General features: G+C 62.3%; 18 protein-coding genes and 1 pseudogene. 2 read left to right on the top strand and 17 right to left on the bottom strand.

Annotation, left to right across the window (positions count from 1 at the left end; translation table 11 throughout):
- The first annotated feature begins 157 nt into the window (after positions 1–157).
- Complete coding sequence (locus CD04_RS0101565) at positions 158–1,108, top strand: IS110 family transposase (RefSeq protein WP_369792815.1); 951 nt, start codon at positions 158–160, stop codon at positions 1,106–1,108.
- 16 nt (positions 1,109–1,124) lie between these two features.
- On the opposite strand, the gene CD04_RS0101560 is transcribed toward CD04_RS0101565, so the two are convergent.
- Positions 1,125–2,162 (bottom strand): efflux RND transporter periplasmic adaptor subunit, encoded by a 1,038-nt coding sequence (locus CD04_RS0101560; protein ID WP_031404068.1) that lies wholly within the window; start codon positions 2,160–2,162, stop codon positions 1,125–1,127.
- Between the two features lie 243 nt (positions 2,163–2,405).
- Between CD04_RS0101560 and CD04_RS0101555 the strand changes: the two genes are divergently transcribed.
- Entirely contained in the window at positions 2,406–3,779 is a 1,374-nt protein-coding gene (locus tag CD04_RS0101555; protein WP_038167407.1) for a TolC family outer membrane protein, read from the top strand.
- 508 nt (positions 3,780–4,287) lie between these two features.
- Here CD04_RS0101555 and CD04_RS0101550 read toward each other — a convergent pair.
- The 16 genes and pseudogenes from CD04_RS0101550 to CD04_RS0101475 form a co-directional block, all read right to left on the bottom strand.
- Positions 4,288–4,734 carry a universal stress protein gene (locus tag CD04_RS0101550; RefSeq protein ID WP_031404066.1) on the bottom strand — a complete coding sequence of 149 codons (447 nt, stop codon included), beginning with the start codon at positions 4,732–4,734 and terminating at the stop codon, positions 4,288–4,290.
- A gap of 89 nt (positions 4,735–4,823) precedes the next feature.
- Positions 4,824–5,210, bottom strand: a complete 387-nt coding sequence (locus tag CD04_RS0101545; protein ID WP_031404065.1) for a hypothetical protein — start codon at positions 5,208–5,210, stop codon at positions 4,824–4,826.
- 114 nt (positions 5,211–5,324) lie between these two features.
- Positions 5,325–6,103, bottom strand: a pseudogene (gene ppk2 / locus CD04_RS21245) (polyphosphate kinase 2).
- Complete coding sequence (locus tag CD04_RS0101535; protein ID WP_031404064.1) at positions 6,100–7,287, bottom strand: thiolase family protein; 1,188 nt, start codon at positions 7,285–7,287, stop codon at positions 6,100–6,102. Before CD04_RS0101535 ends, ppk2 begins: the two are co-directional and overlap by 4 nt.
- 457 nt (positions 7,288–7,744) lie before the next feature.
- A complete protein-coding gene (phbB, locus tag CD04_RS0101530) occupies positions 7,745–8,470 on the bottom strand; it encodes an acetoacetyl-CoA reductase (RefSeq protein WP_031404063.1) in 726 nt (241 codons plus the stop codon).
- Between the two features lie 254 nt (positions 8,471–8,724).
- Positions 8,725–9,285: a phasin family protein gene (locus CD04_RS0101525; protein WP_031404062.1), complete on the bottom strand. Its 561-nt coding sequence runs from the start codon at positions 9,283–9,285 to the stop codon at positions 8,725–8,727.
- Positions 9,286–9,353: 68 nt separating this feature from the next.
- Complete coding sequence (locus CD04_RS24015; RefSeq protein ID WP_031404061.1) at positions 9,354–9,599, bottom strand: hypothetical protein; 246 nt, start codon at positions 9,597–9,599, stop codon at positions 9,354–9,356.
- 159 nt (positions 9,600–9,758) lie between these two features.
- A complete protein-coding gene (locus tag CD04_RS0101515) occupies positions 9,759–10,205 on the bottom strand; it encodes an Hsp20/alpha crystallin family protein (RefSeq protein WP_031404060.1) in 447 nt (148 codons plus the stop codon).
- 270 nt (positions 10,206–10,475) lie between these two features.
- On the bottom strand, positions 10,476–11,609 hold the full coding sequence (locus tag CD04_RS0101510; RefSeq protein ID WP_031404059.1) for an ABC transporter permease: 1,134 nt from the start codon (positions 11,607–11,609) through the stop codon (positions 10,476–10,478).
- A gap of 4 nt (positions 11,610–11,613) precedes the next feature.
- Positions 11,614–12,750: an ABC transporter permease gene (locus CD04_RS0101505; protein WP_031404058.1), complete on the bottom strand. Its 1,137-nt coding sequence runs from the start codon at positions 12,748–12,750 to the stop codon at positions 11,614–11,616.
- Positions 12,747–13,703 (bottom strand): ABC transporter ATP-binding protein, encoded by a 957-nt coding sequence (locus CD04_RS0101500; RefSeq protein WP_031404057.1) that lies wholly within the window; start codon positions 13,701–13,703, stop codon positions 12,747–12,749. Before CD04_RS0101500 ends, CD04_RS0101505 begins: the two co-directional genes overlap by 4 nt.
- Entirely contained in the window at positions 13,700–14,641 is a 942-nt protein-coding gene (locus CD04_RS0101495) for an ABC transporter ATP-binding protein (protein ID WP_031404056.1), read from the bottom strand. Before CD04_RS0101495 ends, CD04_RS0101500 begins: the two co-directional genes overlap by 4 nt.
- The gene (locus tag CD04_RS0101490; protein ID WP_031404055.1) at positions 14,638–15,633 is read right to left on the bottom strand and encodes an HlyD family secretion protein; all 996 of its coding nucleotides are present in this window, start codon (positions 15,631–15,633) and stop codon (positions 14,638–14,640) included. The genes CD04_RS0101495 and CD04_RS0101490 overlap by 4 nt, the downstream gene beginning before the upstream one ends.
- Before the next feature lie 14 nt (positions 15,634–15,647).
- Positions 15,648–16,121, bottom strand: coding sequence for a universal stress protein (locus tag CD04_RS0101485; RefSeq protein WP_031404054.1), 474 nt, complete (start codon positions 16,119–16,121; stop codon positions 15,648–15,650).
- Between the two features lie 133 nt (positions 16,122–16,254).
- Complete coding sequence (locus tag CD04_RS0101480; protein WP_031404053.1) at positions 16,255–17,661, bottom strand: MBL fold metallo-hydrolase RNA specificity domain-containing protein; 1,407 nt, start codon at positions 17,659–17,661, stop codon at positions 16,255–16,257.
- Positions 17,658–18,629 carry a ribose-phosphate diphosphokinase gene (locus tag CD04_RS0101475; protein ID WP_051848844.1) on the bottom strand — a complete coding sequence of 324 codons (972 nt, stop codon included), beginning with the start codon at positions 18,627–18,629 and terminating at the stop codon, positions 17,658–17,660. Before CD04_RS0101475 ends, CD04_RS0101480 begins: the two co-directional genes overlap by 4 nt.
- Position 18,630 lies beyond the last annotated feature (1 nt).

The raw sequence follows: 18,630 nt of genomic DNA, 5'->3' as shown, positions 1-18,630 counted from the left end.
CCTGGAGTCGGCGAGCGTGCTCGCCAGCTCGTGGCTGAGTCGATTGCGCACGGACCCCGTGCTGGTCTTCCTGACGCCCGAACGGTTAGTTGAGCGGCGTTTCGCCTGCTCGCATGCACAAGGAAGGGATATGAAGACCATGTCTGGATCATCCGTGATGGTGGGCATCGACGTTGCCAGTGCGCATGTCGATGTGGCTTGCCTGGGAGCAGTCTTGCCATCGGAGCTGGCTCATGTCAGCAACGATGCCGAGGGGCATTCCGCTCTGGCCGACGCCTTGGTGAAGCTGCAGCCGGGGCTGGTGCTGATGGAGGCCACCGGTGGCTATGAGGCGGCGCTGGCGTGCGCGTTGCAAGCAGTGGGTCTGCGTGTGGCGGTCATCAACCCGCGCATGGCGCGTGACTTCGCTCGTGCGATGCAGCGCCTGGCCAAGACCGACCGCATCGATGCGGCCACCCTGGCCGAGTTCGCTGCCGTGCTGGCCCAGCGCCCCGACTGCGAGCGCTTCGTGCGTCCGCTGAGCGAGCCCGAGCAGCAGGATCTCGCAGCCCTGGTCACCCGCAGGCGCCAGCTCGTGGCCATGCAGTTGTCCGAGCGCCAGCGCTTGCGCCTGGCCCGCCCGGTGACGCGCCCGAGTATCGATGCCCTGCTCGAGGCGATTGCCCGCCAGCTCGACGACGTCGATGCCGAAATGGTCCGCCATGTCGAACAGCATCATGCCGTGATGGCCAAGCTGTTGCAAAGCGTGGCCGGGATCGGCCGCATCGCTGCCGCAACCCTGATCGCTGAACTGCCTGAACTGGGGCGGCTCAACCGGCGCCAGATCTGTGCCTTGGTCGGCGTGGCCCCCTACGCCAAGGACTCCGGGTCCAGCCGAGGCCGACGACGCATCACCGGCGGGCGCTTCGAGGTGCGACGTGCCTTGTACATGGCCACGCTCACCGCCACACGATTCAACCCCGCCATTCGCGCCTTCTACAAGCGTCTGGTGGCCGCAGGCAAGCTCAAGAAAGTGGCCTTGATCGCCTGCATGCGCAAGCTGATCACCCACCTCAACGCCATCACCCGGGACCATCTGAACGCTCAAAATCAGCCTTTCACTGCTTGACTTTCAACACGGTTACTCAGCCCTTGCAGACATCGCTCGGAATCGTTCGTGGGGGATTGTTCGACAGCGGCACGTCCACTGTCACCGGCATGCCAAGGCGCAGCTTGCCCTGGGGATTACAGGCGTACACCCGCACGCGATAGACGAGCTCGGTGCGCAGCTCGGTCGTCTGCACGGACTTGGGCGTGAACTCTGCGGTGGGCGAGATAAAGCCGATCCAACCGGCTAGGCGCTGGCCGGGGAAGCTGTCACTTTGGATCTCAGCGCGCATGCCTGGCGCGAGGCGCCCGAGTTCGCGCTCGCTCACGTAAGCACGAACCCATACCGGGTTGTCGAGCGCAATCGTCATCACCGGGGTTTGTGGCGCGGCCATGTCGCCCACTTCGAGAATGCGGTTCTCGACCACCCCTGCTTCGGGCGCGATGAGCTCGGCGTCGGTCAGTTCGCGCTGTGCCAGCGCCAACGCCGCCTTGTCAGCCTGCACCTGAGCCTCGGCCGCGGCAATATCTTCCTTGCGTGGACCTTGCACCACGAGGCTCAGTGCCTGCCGGGCACGCTGCAACTCGGCCTGGGACGTCTTCAACGTCTGTGCAGCGTTATCCAGGCTTTGCTTGGGGAGAAAATCGGCTTGGACGAGCGTCTCCTGGCGCGCATAGGTAATCTGCGCGTTTTGAACGGCGGCTTGCGCGGCCTCGACCCCGGCCTTAGCCTCAGCGATTTCCTGCGGCCGGCTTCCCGCACGCATGCGCGCCAGCACGCTTTTCTGCGCAAGCAAGGAAGCCGCGGCGTGCGCCACCGCGTCTTGAAAGCGCAGAGCATCCAGCTTTGCGACCGCTTGGCCCTTGTGCACATGGTCGCCCTCCTGAACCAGCAACTGCTGGATGCGACCGGCATCGTTGAAGGCGAGCTGCACCTGCCGGATATCAATGTTGCCGTAAAGCGTGACGGCGCTTGGCGCCACATTGGGCCGCGTCAAATACCAAGCCGCCCCGGCAACCGCGGCGACGATGACGACAAAAACAACGAGCAGGGAAAGGCGCTTGCTTTGGAGCATGATGACGACGTGGAGCGCGGCAAGGAGTGTATTGATGTATTGTCGCCTCGCTACGACGCTTGCACTTGATGAAGCGCAAACAAGCGGGCCGAACCGAAGTTAGCATGGGCTCCATTAGCCGAATAGCCCGGCTCTGAATCCGGCATGCGCACTCAAGCAGCGCCTCCCGAAATGCCCCATCCACCGTTGTCCAATTCATCTCGATTTCTTCCGAACACTCGCATGCAAGGTCAATGCAGAGCGATGCCCGCCGCACGCTGCCGCGCCTTCTCCGCAGCGCTTGTTCTCGGACTCGCAGGACTCGGGTGGTGTGGCGTGGCTCAATCCGAGACGCTCGCACAGGTGTTTGCCGAGGCGCAGCAGCACAACCCGGCCCTGCGGGCGTCGCAGGCCAACTACGAGGCCGCACTCGCGCGGGTACCGCTGGCTAGATCACGCCTTTTACCGCAGATCGCCGCGGGGGCCAGCCTTAGCGACAACGCCCAAAGCAACAGCGAGAATCCGCTTCTACAAAAATTCGGGTTTCCCACGAATTGGGATTACATCGCGCGCGATGTCAACCTCACGGCCACGCAGGCACTGTACCGACCGGCCGAACGCATCGGCGTGAACCAGGCGGAGATCGCCGCTCGCATCGCCTACACGCAGTGGACACAAGACAACCAGGATCTCCTCGTTCAGGTGGCGTCGGCATATTTTGACGTATTGGCAGCTCAGGACACCCTGCGCTCGCTGCGTGAACAGAGTAAAGCCATCGCGCAGCAACTCGAGGCGGCAAAACACAATTTTGCCGCCGGCAACGGCACCATCGTCGACGTGCGCGATGCGCAGGCGCGCAACGACCTCACCGCAGCGCAGCTCATCGCGGCACAAAACCAGATCGAACTCGCGCGCTCGGCGCTCGAACAACTCGCTGGCAAGCCGCCTGGCCCCTTGGCCGAGCTCACGCCCGGCATCCGGCTGCCGGCCCTTGCCGGCTCGGTGGAGACTTGGGCACGAACGGCGGAGGAAACGAATCTGGCGGTGGAACAGGCCCGCATGGCGTTGGATGTGGCACGCCTGGAAAGCCGCAAGGCGAGCGCTGCGAATTTGCCGACGGTGGATGCCTACGCACGTCTGGACCGCGGCAGCACCAGCGGCGGCAGCACCCTGTTCCCCTTCGGCACCCGCGCTGAAGTCGCCTCCATCGGCGTGCAAGTCCAAATTCCCATCTTCACTGGCTATGCCGTGCAAAGTCATGTGCAGGAAACGGAGCATCTGCTGGACAAGGCGCAGGCCAACCTCGATAGCGTGCGCCTCGCCGCAGCACAGAGCGCTCGGGCTGCATATTTTGGCCTGGAGTCGGGACGCGCACAGGTCAAGGCCCTGGAGGCAGCAATCGCCTCGAGCCAGAGCGCGCTGCAAGCGAATGAAACAGGCTACAAGGTCGGGGTGCGGGTGAACATCGACGTGCTCAATGCCCTCTCTCAATTGTTCGAAACGCAGCGCCAGGCCGACAAGGCGCGCTATGACGTTCTGGTGAATGAGCTCAAGCTCAAATACGCTGCCGGCAAACTGCGGCTTGTTGACCTGGACGCTGTAAACGCGCTGCTGCAATCATCGCGGCCAAGCGAATAGTGCGGCCTTGCCGCGAGGCCACAATCTCCAGCATCGGGCGCACCATTTATTGCACGTTGCATCAAGGACTGGGGCAAACGGTGCGTCGTCTGATCGGTGTGGCGACGCAAGTTCCGGTGTCTCCAGAGACGACCGTGCTGTTTGCCCGAGGGCTGGCTCCATCCGAGCTCGACCGATGTGGCACGTACCGTTGCAAGCGCGTGGATTTCATGTCAAGACTCCGGGCCTCAGGTTCGAGGGCCAGCCTGCCGTCCGACCTAATCGTGGCGGTACACGGTCCGTGAATGTCGCGTCACCATGCCTTGGCAAGGTCTCACCCGATATGCACGGCGACACGAAGCGGGCTGCACCTCCCTTCTTCTGGATCACCTCGCTGCGGGTACGCGCGTGGCAATGGCGGAGTCTCCCAGCGCATCTCCCCATGGGCCCGGGCTTTCCGCCAGGTCCCCTTGCCTGCGAGTGCTCTTGAGAATTGATGCGCCGTAAGGCCACTGGTGGCCGCGTTGTGTCAGGCCACAGGTGCTTCGCCTGGATGCACGATAAGCACCGGCACTCTGCTGAGCCGAGCCACACCTTCAGCAACGCTGCCGAGCATCAGGTGTCGAGCGCCGCTGCGCCCGTGGCTTCCGACGACAATCAGTTCGGCGCCCCATCGACTCGCCTCAGTCACAATGGCGTCGGCCACACGCGGAATTTTCGGGTTGGTCTCGACGATGGCGGTGCTCACGTCCAACCCCCACTGAGAGGCCTGGTTCATCCAATCATCGAGCGTCAGGCGCGCATCGTTGTTCACCACTTCCACGATACTTGGCACCCCACCGACAAGACCGTTGAGGTCAATGACGGTAATAAAGCGCAGAGCTGCCTTGCACGCCCGCGCCAATGCGATGGCGTGTTCAGCAGCTGTTTGTGCCGTTGCACTGGCATCAAGAGGGATGAGAATTTTTTTGTACATGGCTTTGCACACAGCGATGAGCATCGATTCAGATATTGGCCGCCTTCCGGCCACCATGGGGTACCGAGGTCACAGATGGATTGACCCCGTCAAACGCCTGTCATGCGGTCCTTGGCCTTGAAGTAATGGCGGGCGTGGTCTGCAAGCTGACCGTCGCTTGGATGGTCCGCAGTCTCCATGCCAACAACGTGCTTGGCCACCTCGGGGTCATGGTGCTGCAAATGTTTGAACAGCTCCAGCTTGGCCTGCCCCGGACCCGCGATGAGGATCTCTTGCGTGTCACGCAGAGCCTGCGCGATGCCGTGGTAATAGTGCTGGTCCTCAGCCGCCTTGCCTCCACCGACGGAGCCGCGTTTGTGGTGCAGACGAGGATGTTGTGCAGGTTCCAGAATGGATTTTTCGATGTTTTCAGCATCGATGAACAACACATGAGCCTGGGCGTGGTCAACCCAGACGACAGCGTGGCGATTAGACATGATTGACTCCTTATGTGGTGCCTGGTGTGCAGGAAAAATCAATAAGCATGCGATCCATGCAATTCGACCAACGCCACGATTGAACGGCCCAAGCCCTGACTCCGGTGCAAGTGCTCATGGCGCAATCAGGCCTTCCGCGACGATCTGATCTGTATAGCCAAAAACGATGGCGGGGTCTGGGCGCAGCAACGCGTGATCCTTGCCTTTGTAATCCAGACGCGCAAGCAGGTCCATGATCAGGCTCAATCGTGCGCGCTTCTTATCGTCGGCGCAAACAACGGTCCATGGTGCCAGGGCCGTGTGGGTCCGTGCGAACATCGCGTTGCGCGCGACGCTGTAGTCCTTCCAATGCTTTTGCGCCACGGCATCGATAGGGCTCATCTTCCATTGCTTGAGCGGATCGGTGAGCCGGTCTTTAAGGCGCTTTTTTGCTCAACTTTGCTGATGTCCAGGTAATACTTGAACAAATGGATGCCCGATCGCACCAGCATCTGTTCGAAGACGGGGACTGTTTCCATGAACTCTTCGTACTGCGCCTCGGTGCAAAAGCCCATCACCCACTCGACCCCGGCGCGGTTGTACCAACTGCGATTGAACAGCACGAACTCCTCGGCAAGCGGGAGATGCGGGACAAATCGCTGAAAATACCAAGCACTGGCTTCCCTGTCTGATGGCTTGCTCAGAGCCACCACTCTTGTCTCGCGTGGCGAGAGGTGTTCCACGATGCGTTTGACGGTACTGTCCTTGCCCGCGCTGTCGCGGCCTTCGAGGATGATGAGAATGCGGCTGCCATGCGCGATCAGGTGTTTCTGGAACTTCACCAGCTCGATCTGCAACGCCCGCAGGGTCTTGGCGTAACCTTGGCCCGTCGCGTATTGCGCATGTTTCGTCACGGCAACATCTCCAATGCCAGCGCGATGCCCTGGCCACCGCCGATGCAAAGCGTGACCACTCCGCGCTTGAGTCCATCACGCCGCATGGAGTGGATCAACCGTGTGGTGAGAATCGCGCCTGACGCGCCAATCGGGTGGCCATGCGCTATCGCGCCACCTTCGACGTTGACGATGTCCTGCGGCAGCCCCAGTTGACGCGAACACGCAATTGCTATTGCGGCGAACGCCTCATTGATTTCCACACGCTCCAAATCTTTCGCCGTCCACTTGGCGCGATCCAATGCCATGTGCACCGCCGGCACCGGGCCGAGGCCAAAAAATCCGGGATCCACTGCCGCCACACCGTAGCTCACCAAGCGAGCCATCGGCTCCAGGCCCTGCGCTTCTGCCCAAGTGCGATCCGCGACGATCATTGCACTGGCTGCCGTGTTCAATCCTGGCGCGTTACCCGCAGTGATGGTGCCGTCCTTGCGAAAGGCTGGCTTGAGCTTGGCGAGCGATTCGGTTGTGGTCTCGGGTCGGTTGTGCTCATCCCTGGCAAAGTGCTCCGGCCCTTTGCGGCCTTTGATTTCGATCGGCACGATTTCTGCATCAAACAAGCCGGCGGCCTGCGCTGCAGAGAAAAGTTTTTGCGAACGCAGGGCCCATGCGTCCTGCTCCTGGCGGGTGATGCCAAACTTGGACGCGAGATCTTCGGTGTGCCAGCCTGAATGCTGATTGCTGAACGCGTCATTCAGGCCGTCTAACAGCATGCTGTCGAGCACGGCACCGTCGCCCATGCGCATGCCCCACCGGCCATTTGGCAGCAGATAAGGCGCCTTGTCCATATTCTCCATCCCGCCAGCCACGGCGCATTGAATCTGCCCAGCCATGATTTCCAGAGCCGCCGTGGCGATGGCCTGGGCGCCGGAACCGCACACGCGGTTGACGGTCATGGCGGGAACTTCGATGGGCAAGCCCCCGCCGATCGCCACTTGGCGCGACGGGTTCATCTTGGCGCCAGCCTGGATGACTTGACCGAAAACCAAACTTTGAACTCGGGCCGGTTCGAGTCGTGCGCGCTTGACAGCCTCGCGCACCACTGCGGCGCCAAGTGCAGTCGCTGGAGTGTCCTTCAAGGTTCCGTTATAGGTGCCGATGGCGGTACGCACCGGAGCACAAAGGACAATGTGGGGTTTGGACATGATGGTTTCCTGCGTCAATTTCGGCCACAACTCAAAGGGATGAAAGCCCGAGCGCTTCGGGCCGTACAGATCCTGCCGCCGCTCCCCTTCGCAGCGGGCGACGGATTTTTTCGATGCTCTTGAGACTTGGAACGACCGATACGGTGGCCTTCCGATCCGGCTCAGTCAGGTGTTTAAGAAAACAATCGTCGATCATCTCATCACCGCCCGCTCGCTCGCTCCGACCATCACGGCACCAGCCAGGTAAAAGGCCGGCGCTGTTTGCACCCTGCAGACGCCTGGCAGATCCGCGGTGCGTGCCCACTTGTGCCGGATCGGACACAAACGCCAAGGATGGGCCTCACCCACGCGTTCGTCAGCCGTGGTACTTCAGTGGTCCTTGCAGTGCCTGAGGCACGTCTCATCCTTTCGATGTCCTTCCGCTACTGGGCATGCATGCGGCTATGCTCATCGTCCGTTAAATCATGAACTGTCCGCCATTGATCGACAGTGTGGATCCGGTGATGAAGCCCGATTGCGCATGCACGAGAAAGGCCACAGCGTGCGCAATCTCCTCGGGCTGCGCCAATCGCCCCACGGGAATCTGCGCGACGATGCCCTCCAGAACCTTCGGATCCACTGCCGCGACCATGTCGGTTGCGGTATAGCCCGGAGCCACTGCATTGACCGTAATGCCCTTGCGCGCTGACTCAAGCGCCAAGGCCTTGGTGAACCCGATTACGCCAGCCTTGGCAGCTGAGTAATTGGTCTGGCCGAATTGGCCCTTCTGGCCATTGATGGAGGTGATGTTGACAATGCGTCCCCAGTTGCGAGCGCGCATGCCATCGATCACGGCGTGGCACATGTTGAAGCAGGCGTCGAGGTCGGCGTCAATCACCGCGCGCCACTGTTCGAGGCTCATTTTGTGCAGGCTCGCGTCGCGGGTAATGCCCGCATTGTTGACCAAAATGTCGATGGGCATCCCTAAATCGGCTTCCACCATCCGCGCCCCTGCCTGACACGCCGCATAGTCGGCGCCATCCCACTTGTAGGGCTTAATGCCTGTTCGTTCCTGGAAGGCGCGGGCGGCTGCGTCGTTGCCCAAATAAGTCACGGCAATGCGGTAGCCGTCACTTTGCAGACGGGTGGCAATGGCTGCGCCAATTCCGCGCGTTCCGCCAGTGATGAGAGCAAGCTTGGTCATGATCGTCCAGACAATGGTGGCGAGGCGCTGAATCCATCCACAAAACCCAATGGCGCCCGCCACAGGGGCGGGGTAGCCCTCCGAGAACCATACATCGTTGCAGCCCTGCGCGACTCCGCCGCAGCATGCCGCTGCACTCTCTTAGCCCGTGGACTGCGCCGTCTTCTTTACGCTCGTTCAATGCACTCCCGCAGAGAAGCTGGGCACAGTGCCTTTGCCGTTCCTTAAAAGATTCGGGCCCTAACGATGCAGCATCATGAAACTCGACGCTTACCCGATTGCGCGGCCTGCTGGGCGCCCTTCGCGGCCGTTTGCGCGACGTTCTGCACGCTGTCCGACACCATTTTTGTCGTCTGGCTCTGCGTCTTCTGCATCGCCTCAACTGCCTGGCTGGTGAAATTCATCGCACTTTGCATCAGCGCCGCGGCGCCCTCGCTTCCCATCGGCAAATTGTGCGTCGAGTTCTGCATGGCGTCACGCAGAGCTTGTTGCATGCGCGTCATGCTCTGGTTCACCACTCCAGCGAGTTCGGCCTGTGTACTCGCCGCAATTTCCGCGAGCTGCTGCGCATAGGCGAAGGCCTTCTGGCTCTGCGCCTGAATCGGATTGTCTGTCTGGACGCTCATCAGCTCCTGCACATCACGCGCCGACAACGCTGCACGCATGCCCTCAGCTGCGTTCTGCGCCACTTCCCGCAGAGTTTGAAGATTGAGTTGCGCAAGCCGCTCAAAGCCGTTCATCGTTTTCTCGACCATGCTGGCCATAGACTCCAGTTCAGCCTTTTGTGCTGCCTGGATCTGTTCAGTGGCATTCATCGTAGGACTCCCTCTCGCCTTGAAAGAACTCACTGAGTCTGCGCGAATTTGAAACGAATTTCCTTGATCTACATCAGGAAGGGCGAAAGCCGCCCCAAAAGATCTCGGTCTGGCCCCAATGGAGTGAGCTTCTGCAGACCCAGGACGCTGCGCGTCACCAAGCAGCGTCCAGCCTCGATGTGTTCCTGACGCGCTTCCCGTCCGCCCCATCCTTGATCCCCGGCAGCCAGGACCGTGGGGCCGCGCAACACCGTGAGCCATCGTGGTGTCACGCGCAGGACCAGGCACCGCTTGGCGAAACCCGGATTGCTCATGCCTTGCACATCGCCGCGCTCCGACCAATGATCACCACCCTCGCAGAGTCCCGACCCCCTCGCCGCAGGCCTGAGCAGCGTCAGCGCGTACCCGGCGAGGCGATGACCCTGAGCGTAGCGCGGCCAAAATGCCGCCCGTCGCGCGCTGCCGTCAACCCCTCACTGCACCTTCACCTCAATGCCTTTGGGCTTGACCTCGGCCACCTTGGGAATCTGGAGGCTTAGGACGCCATCCTTAAAGGTCGCCTTGGCGGCATTTGCGTCAACGTTATCGGGCAACGAAAAACTGCGGCTAAAGCTGCCGTAGAAGCGCTCGATGCGGTGGAACTTTTTGTCCTTTTGCTCCACTTCGCGTTTGCGCTCACCCTGCAATGTCAGCACTCCGTTGTCGATGGTCACCTTCACATCGTCCTTGTTAATCTCGGGAAGTTCGGCCTTGATCGTGAATTCCTGTGGAGTCTCCGCGATGTCCACTTGCGGAGACCAGTCCGCAAGTGTGGCGACCTCCCCTCCTGCCGCTGATCTGCGTGGGGCTCCGATTGCACGCGTGTACCGGTCGAACATGTCTTCGATTTCACGCCATGGATCCCATTTCACAATTGCCATGATGCACCTCGCTTTCATGCGGGCTACATACCTATTGCCCACCTGGCCCGCTTACAGGTAGATCCCAATGAAATGCGCGAAGCACCCGATGGGCAACCCGCACGCGGCCTTGTGGCGCTTGCGGGGAAGCCAAAGACAAGAAGCGCATTTCTGCTGATTTGCGTAAATATTCGTAAGTCTGCGCCGTCACACGCGAAGTTTCCTTGACGTGCATCACGCAATTGCATCGCGGATGGATCCGATCTGCTATCAATGCGCCATGGAGGGGCATTACGCGTCCAGCGAGGAGCGAAAGCGCCAGACACTCACGGTCAACATGATCGTGGCAAGCAACGCCATCGCTGCCAAGTCGGTCCATAGAACGGTAAACCCAACACCTTTGAGGAAAACTGCCCGAATAACCACCAAGAAATACCGCAATGGGTTGATTAACGTGAACCATTGCAACAACGAGGGCATGGCTGCGATCGGGAACGCGAAGCCGGAGAGAATGAAAAACGGGTTCACAAAAAAGAAATTCAGTGCAAATGCCTGCTGCTGGGTGCGCGAGAACGTCGACAGCAGCAGCCCCATGCCCACGGCGGCGAGCAGGAACAGCGCCGAACCGGCGAGCATCACCAGCGGATCGCCGATGAAGGGCACACGGAACCACAGCACGCCGATGGCACTCACCAAGGCGATGTCGCCCAGGCCGATCAGAAAGAACGGAAGCGTCTTGCCCAGGATAAATTCCACCGGCCGGATCGGGCTGACCATGATCTGCTCCAGCGTGCCCACCTCACGCTCGCGCACGATGGCAAAGGCGGTCAAGCTCACCACCTGCATCAGCGTCAGGCTGCCGATGACCCCGGGGATGAAAAACCAGGTATCGTCCAGCCCCGGATTGAACCACGGCACCGCCTGCAGGCTCACGCCGATTTGCGGCGGTGCCAAGCTGGCATGCGGGGGCGCGAGCCGGGCCGCCTCGTCGGTGGTGAACCGGGAGACGATTTGGCTCATGTAACCCAGCGCGATGAGGGCGGTGTTGGAATTGGTGCCGTCGACGATGATCTGCAGCGGCGCGCTCTTGCCGTTGCCCAGGTCGCGCTCGAATCCGGCGTGGATGACGATGGCGATGACGGCGACATCGTGGTCGATGTCGCGCTTGACCTGTGCGGTGTCGCGTGCGGTGTCAACCACGTCGAAGCGCCCGGAAGCGACGAAATGCGAGATCAGGCTGCGACTGGCCTGGCTCTGGTCGAGGTCGAGTACAACCGTGGCGACGTGGTGGACGGTAAACGTGGCGGCGTAGCCGAAGATCAGCATCTGGATGACCAACGGCACAATCATGCGCATGATGGCCGTGCGGTCCCTGCGGATCTGCAGGAACTCCTTCATCAGCATCACCAGGAGGCGCTCGAACATCCGGTCAATCCAGTCGCTTGTGGAAGGCCCGCGATGCCAGCCAGACGATGAGCACGGCGAAAATCCCAAGGCCGAGCAAGGGCTGCCAGAGGTCGGACAGGCTACTGCCCTTGAGGAAAATGCCGCGTAGGATGGTGACGTAGTAGCGCGGGTAGACGATGAGGGTCAGCGCCTGGATCGCCTTGGGCATCTGGTCAATCGGGAAGGTGTAGCCCGACAGCAGCGTGGTGGGCAACAGCGTGACATACAGCGCCACCTGGCTGGCTGCGAGCTGGCTTCGAATGCGCACCGAGATCAGGTAACCGATGCCCAGGATCACCAGGCTGAATAGCGCAGTGGCGGCGAATAGGGTGAGAAGGTTCCCCCGAAACGGCACACCGAACCAGAGCACGGCGAGCCCCAGACACACCGCAGCATCGACCATGCCGATGCCGAAGTACGGAATGAGCTTGCCCAGCATCACTTCTAACGCGTTCACCGGTGTGGAGATGAGTTGCTCCATTGTGCCGCGCTCCCACTCGCGCGATACGGTCAGCGACGTGAGTTGCGCCCCCACAAGCGCCAGGATGACGGCGACCACGCCCGGGATGATGAAGTTGCGGCTGTCGAGGGTTTCGTTGAACCAGGTGCTTGGTTGCAAGTCGACCGCGCCGATCTGCGAGGGATTGACCCCGTGCGCGGCCTGCCACTGGGCCTGGATCTGGGCATTGACCTGCGTGACCACGCCCTGGATGTAGCCTTGCGCGATGTTGGTGGTGTTGACGTCAGTGGCGTCGAACACTGTCTGGATCGACGCGGTTCCGGTGACCGCCAGCTGGCGCGAGAAGTTCACCGGAATCACCACTGCGGCGATGCACTGCCCAGCATCCATCGCATGGCGCAGGCTGGCTTGGTCGTGCAGCACGCGAGTGGTGGAGAACCAGCCGCCGGCGTCGAAACGGCTGGTGATGCCGCGGGTAAGCTGGCTGTTCTCCTGGTCCTCCACGCACAGCGGGACATGCTTGATGTCGAGGCTCACGCCGTAGCCCAGAAGGCCCATCTGCATCAGCGGCATGATCAGCGCAATCGCCAGACTGCGCGGGTCGCGCCAAATCTGCAGCGCCTCCTTGTAGGCCATCGCTAGCAGGCGGCGCAGTTTCATGCCATCTCCCGCGTGTCCTGCCCGCGCGACACCAGGCGCACGAACACGTCTTCCAGACTCGGCAGCACTTCGCGCACTGCGCCCGGCTGCAGGCCGCGGGTGCTCAGCATCGTGGTGAGTGCCTGCGCACTCATGCCGTCTGGCTTCAGCACGACGTGCAGCCTGTCGCCGAAAATCGCGGCGTCGACGACGCCGGGCGCGTCGTGCAGTGCCTCGAGCGCGGCGCCGAGCGGGGTGCACTCGAATTCGTAGAGCGTGCCACCCAGGCCGTGACTGCGCAGTTCCCCCGGGCTGCCAATCGCAACGAGCTTGCCGCGGTCGATTAACGCGATGCGATTGCAATACTCGGCCTCGTCCATGTAGTGGGTCGAGACGAGGATGGTGACGCCGCCAGCGGCGAGTTCGTGGATCAGATCCCAAAACCGGCGCCGCGCCTCGGGCTCGACCCCCGACGTCGGCTCGTCGAGGAACAGCACCGGTGGGCGGTGCAGGATGGCGCAACCCAGCGCCAAGCGCTGTTTCCAGCCGCCAGCGAGCGTGGCCACGAGCACGTCCTCCTGGCCCTTCAGTCCAGCCATGGTCACCGCGTAGTCGATCCGCTCGGGCATTTCCTGTCGTGGCACGTGGTAGATGCCGCCGAAAAAGCGCAGGTTCTCGCGCACCGTGAGATCACCGTAGAGCGAGAATTTCTGCGACATGTAGCCAATGTGCTCGCGCACCTGCTGCGGCTCGCCGCCCACGTCGAACCCGGCCACGCTGGCGCTGCCTTCGGTGGGCAAAACGAGTCCGCAAAACATGCGAATGGTGGTGGATTTTCCCGCGCCGTTGGGGCCGATGAAACCCATCACCTCGCCGCGAGCGATGCGGAGATCCAAGTGGTCGACCGCGGTGAAGCCCCCGAAGCGCTTGGTCAGGCCCTGCGCGACGACGGCATCGGCCGCCGGTGCATTCATGACTCTCCCCCACCGAGAAGGGCCACGAACACGTCCTCGATGCCCGGTTCGGCCGGATTGATGCGCGCATTGGCCAGGCCCGCCGCATCCAGCGCGGCGCGCAGTTCCGGCATGCGGCGCCCAGCATCGTCTACCCGCACGTGCACGCGGTCGCCCATCAGCAGCATGCCCAGAACCCCGGTGGCGCTGGCAATGATTTTGCGCACGGCGCGCGGCTGCCCCGACAGCACGGCGAGAAGGGTGCCCGGCATCGCCGCCTTCAACCGTGCCGGGGTGTCGCAGTAGCGCACTTCGCCGGCGTGGAACAGGGCCAGACGCGAACAGCGCTCGGCCTCATCCATGTACGCCGTGGCCATGACGATGGTCACGCCGCTTTCGCGAAGCTTGTACAGAATGGCCCAGAAATCCCGCCGCGATACGGGGTCGACGCCAGTGGTCGGTTCGTCCAGCAGCAGCACGCGCGGTGTGTGGATCAGTGCGCAGACCAAGCCGAGCTTCTGCTTCATGCCACCGGAAAGCTGCCCAGCCAGGCGACGCTCGAAGCCGCCCAGCCCGGCCGCCCGCAGCAACTCGCTGCTGCGCGCCAGGCGCTCTTTGCGGGGTACGCCGAACAGCTCAGCGTAGAAATAAATGTTCTCTGCAATCGTCAGATCTTCGTACAGACCGAAGCGCTGTGGCATGTAGCTCAGGTGCCGCTTTGCGGCCTCGGGGTTGCTCGCCACGTCGACGCCGTCGACGGTTACCGAGCCTGCGTCCTGCCGCAACACACCGGCGAGCATGCGCATGGTGGTGGTCTTGCCCGCGCCGTCGGGGCCGACCAAGCCAAAGATCTCGCCGCGCGTCACCTCGAAACTGACGCTGCGAACCGCGTGCACTGCGCCAAAGCTTTTCACCAGCCCGTCCACCTGCACGGCTGCAGGATCGTGTGCTGTGTTCATGGCCCGGGCGCGAGCAGTGAGATGCTGGCATCGGCCGGCATGCCCGGAAGCAGCACGTGCGCGGGGTTGTCGATGTCGATGCGGATGCGGTAGACCAGGGTTACGCGTTCGGCATGGGTTTGCACCGTCTTGGGCGTAAATTCCGCCTGCGAAGCGATGAAGCCGATGCGGCCGTGAAACACATGGCCCGGGTAGGTGTCGGTCGTGACCTGCGCAGCCTCCCCAAGGCGAATCTTGCCCAGATCCTGCTCGTTGACGTAGGCGCGCAACCAGACGTGGTCAAGGTCGTCGAGGGTAAAAATCGCCACCCCCGGACCCGCAAGCTCCCCGAGCTCCGCCTGCCGCACTGCCAGCACGCCGCTGAACGGTGCCTTGAGGGTGGTGTAGCCGAGCGTCACCGTGTCTAGAGCCACCTTGGCTTGCGCCGCCTGCACGTTGGCCAAGGTCAGCCCAACATTCGTCTGCGCCACATTGACCAGCGCGTTGTCCCTCGCCAGAACCGCAGCGGATTGGCCTGCAGCGGTTGTCGCGAGATCGTAGGTCTGGCGCGACACCGCACCCGATGCAAGCTGGCCTTGGTCACGCGCCAACTCGCGCCGCTTTTCAGCCAGATCAAGCGTGTCGCTGGCCACCGTGCTTTTCGCTGCGGCGAGGTTGCTGCGCGCGACGGCCACCTGATGCTGGGCGACGTCGAGCGCGGCCTGGTCAATCTGCAGTTGCTTGCGGTAGATGCTATCGTCGACGCGCGCGAGCACCGTACCTGCACTGACGAACTTGCCTTCGTCGAACGCCAGGAGTGTGATCGGCGCCTGCACGCCGGTGAAGCTCAGCACGCTCTGGTGCGCTTCGATGTTGCCCGAGACGACAATGTGATCTGGAGCCTGGCCCGTACCGAACACCAAGCGGTGGGCCGCTGGCCAGAGCCAGACCAGCAGCAATGCGGCCAGTACGACGGCCAGCGCCAAGCCGATGGCTCGACGACGTGATGTCATGAAGGAGTCTCCGTTCAAAGCTTGAAATTGACCGACTGCGACCGCGCGTCAGCCGCCCAAGGGCGGTGCTCGATGAGCACGCGCACTGACCCCAGCCGCGCCACGCCTTCGGTGACGCCGCCAACCAACAGGGGGACGGCTCCGCGCCGCCTATGGCGGCCGAGCACGAACAGATCCGCACCGACCGCTCGCGCCAGCTCCGCCCGCAGCGTTGATAGCCGCTGGCCGCCGACGGCCTGCGAAAGCCGCGACTTGACCTGTACACAGCGCCTGCTGACGTTGGCGCTGGCCCGACCGATCAGTTCTGGCCGGCGTTGACTTTGGGGTTCGACAACCGCGTCGGTGGCCGAGCTCATGCCTCGCACGTCCATGACATGCGCGAGAGGCAGCTGCGCGCGCTGCTCGTGGGCCAGGCCGTCGATTGCGTGTTGCAGCGTCGCGCCGGCAACCAAGCTGCCGTCAATGGCGACGCAAAGATGGGAATCCATGATCGGTGGCCATTTCCAATCCGAATAAGCGCCATGCCTGTTCCATGGCAAGAGTGTGCTCGTGACGGGCCCGGGCGAACTTGATCTGCGTCAGCCCCTTGCGGCGGCGCAGCCGCCCTCGTGTAACGTCATGTCACCGCAGCAGGATAGGCTCGCTCATGCCCGGAATCTGCCAGGGCTTGCCGTGCTTGTCCAGAAGTTCGCTGAAGGCTTTCATGCCCTTGTCGAAGTCGCCATGCACCAGGAACACCTTCTCCGGCTTGCCGCAGCGCTGAAGCCAGGCGAGCAGCTCGCTTTGTCCGGCGTGCGCGGAAAACCCGTTGATGGTATGAATTCGGGCGCGCACCTGAATCTGTTCATCAAACAGCCGCACACTCTTCGCCCCATCAATGATCAAGCGCGCCAGCGTGCCATGCGCGGCATACCCGACGAAAATCACGCTGGCGGCAGCGTTCCAAAGGTTGTGGCGAAGGTGGTGGCGTACGCGCCCGCCCGTGGCCATCCCTGAGCCAGCCATAATGACCGCGCCACCGCGTATGGTGTTGATCGCAATGGATTCGGATGCATCGCGCGTCATCCGCAGTCCTGGCAGCGTGAATGGATCGTCATCATGTAAACGGCTCGTGAAATCGGCCCGCATCGCTTCGGGATAGCGGATGAAAATTTCCGTGGCCGAAATCGCCATCGGGGAGTCGAGAAAGACCGCCAGGTACCGGGGCAACTTCTGCAGCCGCATCCCCTCAGACAGTGCGTAGAGCACTTCCTGCGCGCGCTCCAGGGCAAAGGTCGGGATCACGACGTTGCCACCCCTCGCATGGGTCGCGGAGATCGCGTCAATCAGTTCGTCGATGGATGCCCCCCAGGGGCGGTGGTCGCGGTCGCCGTAGGTGGTTTCCATCACCACGTAGTCGGGTGGCGCCGGCGGACTCTGAGGGTCGTCGAGAAGCGGTCGGCCGGGGTTTCCGACATCGCCCGAAAAGTAGATGCTGCGGGTCGTACCGGCATCTTCCACTTCAACGAAAATAGAGGCAGACCCCAGGATATGCCCTGCATTCATGAATGTTGCATGCACACCCTTGGCCACCTCCATGCGTACGCCATATGCGGCGGCGCCGTCGAAATAATCCATGCTGCGAAACGCTTCCGCCAGGGTGTAGAGCGGGGGCGGCAACGGTTGTTCATCCCCGCGGTGCCTTGCATGACGTTCGGCGCGCCGCGCCTCCTCCTCCTGCAGGCCGGCCGAGTCGGCCAGAACCAGCCGGGCGAGTTCGCGCGTGGGCGCGGTGGCGATGATGCGGCCACGAAATCCCCGCTTGACCAGCAAGGGAATACGCCCGCAGTGGTCCAGGTGGGCATGTGTGAGCAAGAGCACGTCGATGGTGCTGGCGTCGAAGCCGAACTCCTCGGCATTTTCCTCGGCGAGCTCATGCCCGCCTTGGAACAGGCCGCAATCAATGAGCACACGGGACGTCTCGGTCTCGACTAAATGGCAGGATCCCGTGACCTGCTTGGCGGCTCCGTGGCTGGACAGGCGAATCATGGCTGTGCTCCTGTGTTGACTGGTATCTGGGCTGGCGTAGCCCGCGTGGCATTGACCTCGGTCATGTCAAGCACGCCTTGCGCCGTGTCTTGCGTGAGATCGATGATCTCGACGCCTTCGTCGTTCGCAATGGCCACAGTGTCGGTCACTGCAAGCGTCGCCGCGCCTGCTGCGCGAACCGCGGACAGCGCATCACCAGCGAACAGCCCATGCACAGCAATGCACACGGGCGGTAATGTGTGACGCTGTCGAAGATGGTCCAGCACCGCAACCAGGGTACGCCCCGAGCTGATGATGTCATCGAGAAGTACCGGAGTTCGGCCGGGATGAAGGTGCAAATCCGGCACTGTCGAGTGCACGTCTTTGTCCCCCAGCCTGGTCTTCTCCACAACGACTACGGGCGCCTCCGCACGCGCCGCCACATCGGCCGCCCACTGAGCGCTTTCCGCATCAGGTCCGATGATCAGTGGCCGTTCCACATGCTCCTTGATCCAGGCAGCAATGCGTGGCGCAGCGTGCAGCACCGCGCATCGCAGGCTGTAAATCTCGGACAGGTCATGAATACGATGCAGGTGTGGGTCCACCGTGATCATCCAGTCGAAGTACCCCGAAAGAAGCTTGGCATACACCCGGGCTGAGATCGCTTGCCCATCCAGAAAACGCTTGTCCTGGCGCATATAGCCGAGATATGGAGCCACCAGTCCGACTTGCGCCGCGCCCAGGTCACGCAGGGTGCTTGCCGCCATGAGCAGTGGTATGGTCTTGGAGTCCGGGTCGTTGAGGGTACACACCAACACCGCCTGGCTCCCAGCCGCTGGGGGTTGCACCCGCACAAGGCTTTCGCCATCGGGAAACCGGTGAACCGTGCAGTCCGCGAGTTGTACCTCAGCGCGATCTGCCAGCGCACGCCCAATCGCCTGCGCGCGCGCCTCGTTGCCAGGCAGTGGATAGAGGGCGAGAGATGGCATT

It is taken from the genome of Thiomonas sp. FB-Cd (assembly GCF_000733775.1).
Lineage (GTDB): Bacteria > Pseudomonadota > Gammaproteobacteria > Burkholderiales > Burkholderiaceae_C > Thiomonas_A.
Note: the sequence above shows the minus strand (reverse complement) of the source record. Positions and strands in the feature narration are given on the sequence as shown.

Excerpts from the sequence above, each read along its gene's own strand:
- CD04_RS0101515 (WP_031404060.1), bottom strand. The coding sequence starts at position 10,205 with ATGGCAATTGTGAAATGGGATCCATGGCGTGAAATCGAAGACATGTTC.
- CD04_RS0101545 (WP_031404065.1), bottom strand. The coding sequence starts at position 5,210 with ATGTCTAATCGCCACGCTGTCGTCTGGGTTGACCACGCCCAGGCTCAT.
- CD04_RS0101535 (WP_031404064.1), bottom strand. The coding sequence starts at position 7,287 with ATGTCCAAACCCCACATTGTCCTTTGTGCTCCGGTGCGTACCGCCATC.
- CD04_RS0101495 (WP_031404056.1), bottom strand. The coding sequence starts at position 14,641 with ATGAACACAGCACACGATCCTGCAGCCGTGCAGGTGGACGGGCTGGTG.
- phbB (WP_031404063.1), bottom strand. The coding sequence starts at position 8,470 with ATGACCAAGCTTGCTCTCATCACTGGCGGAACGCGCGGAATTGGCGCA.
- CD04_RS0101555 (WP_038167407.1), top strand. The coding sequence starts at position 2,406 with ATGCCCGCCGCACGCTGCCGCGCCTTCTCCGCAGCGCTTGTTCTCGGA.
- CD04_RS0101475 (WP_051848844.1), bottom strand. The coding sequence starts at position 18,629 with ATGCCATCTCTCGCCCTCTATCCACTGCCTGGCAACGAGGCGCGCGCG.
- CD04_RS0101500 (WP_031404057.1), bottom strand. The coding sequence starts at position 13,703 with ATGAATGCACCGGCGGCCGATGCCGTCGTCGCGCAGGGCCTGACCAAG.
- CD04_RS0101485 (WP_031404054.1), bottom strand. The coding sequence starts at position 16,121 with ATGGATTCCCATCTTTGCGTCGCCATTGACGGCAGCTTGGTTGCCGGC.
- CD04_RS24015 (WP_031404061.1), bottom strand. The coding sequence starts at position 9,599 with ATGAGCAATCCGGGTTTCGCCAAGCGGTGCCTGGTCCTGCGCGTGACA.
- CD04_RS0101565 (WP_369792815.1), top strand. The coding sequence starts at position 158 with ATGGTGGGCATCGACGTTGCCAGTGCGCATGTCGATGTGGCTTGCCTG.
- CD04_RS0101490 (WP_031404055.1), bottom strand. The coding sequence starts at position 15,633 with ATGACATCACGTCGTCGAGCCATCGGCTTGGCGCTGGCCGTCGTACTG.
- CD04_RS0101560 (WP_031404068.1), bottom strand. The coding sequence starts at position 2,162 with ATGCTCCAAAGCAAGCGCCTTTCCCTGCTCGTTGTTTTTGTCGTCATC.
- CD04_RS0101510 (WP_031404059.1), bottom strand. The coding sequence starts at position 11,609 with ATGTTCGAGCGCCTCCTGGTGATGCTGATGAAGGAGTTCCTGCAGATC.
- CD04_RS0101480 (WP_031404053.1), bottom strand. The coding sequence starts at position 17,661 with ATGATTCGCCTGTCCAGCCACGGAGCCGCCAAGCAGGTCACGGGATCC.
- CD04_RS0101505 (WP_031404058.1), bottom strand. The coding sequence starts at position 12,750 with ATGAAACTGCGCCGCCTGCTAGCGATGGCCTACAAGGAGGCGCTGCAG.
- CD04_RS0101525 (WP_031404062.1), bottom strand. The coding sequence starts at position 9,285 with ATGAATGCCACTGAACAGATCCAGGCAGCACAAAAGGCTGAACTGGAG.
- CD04_RS0101550 (WP_031404066.1), bottom strand. The coding sequence starts at position 4,734 with ATGTACAAAAAAATTCTCATCCCTCTTGATGCCAGTGCAACGGCACAA.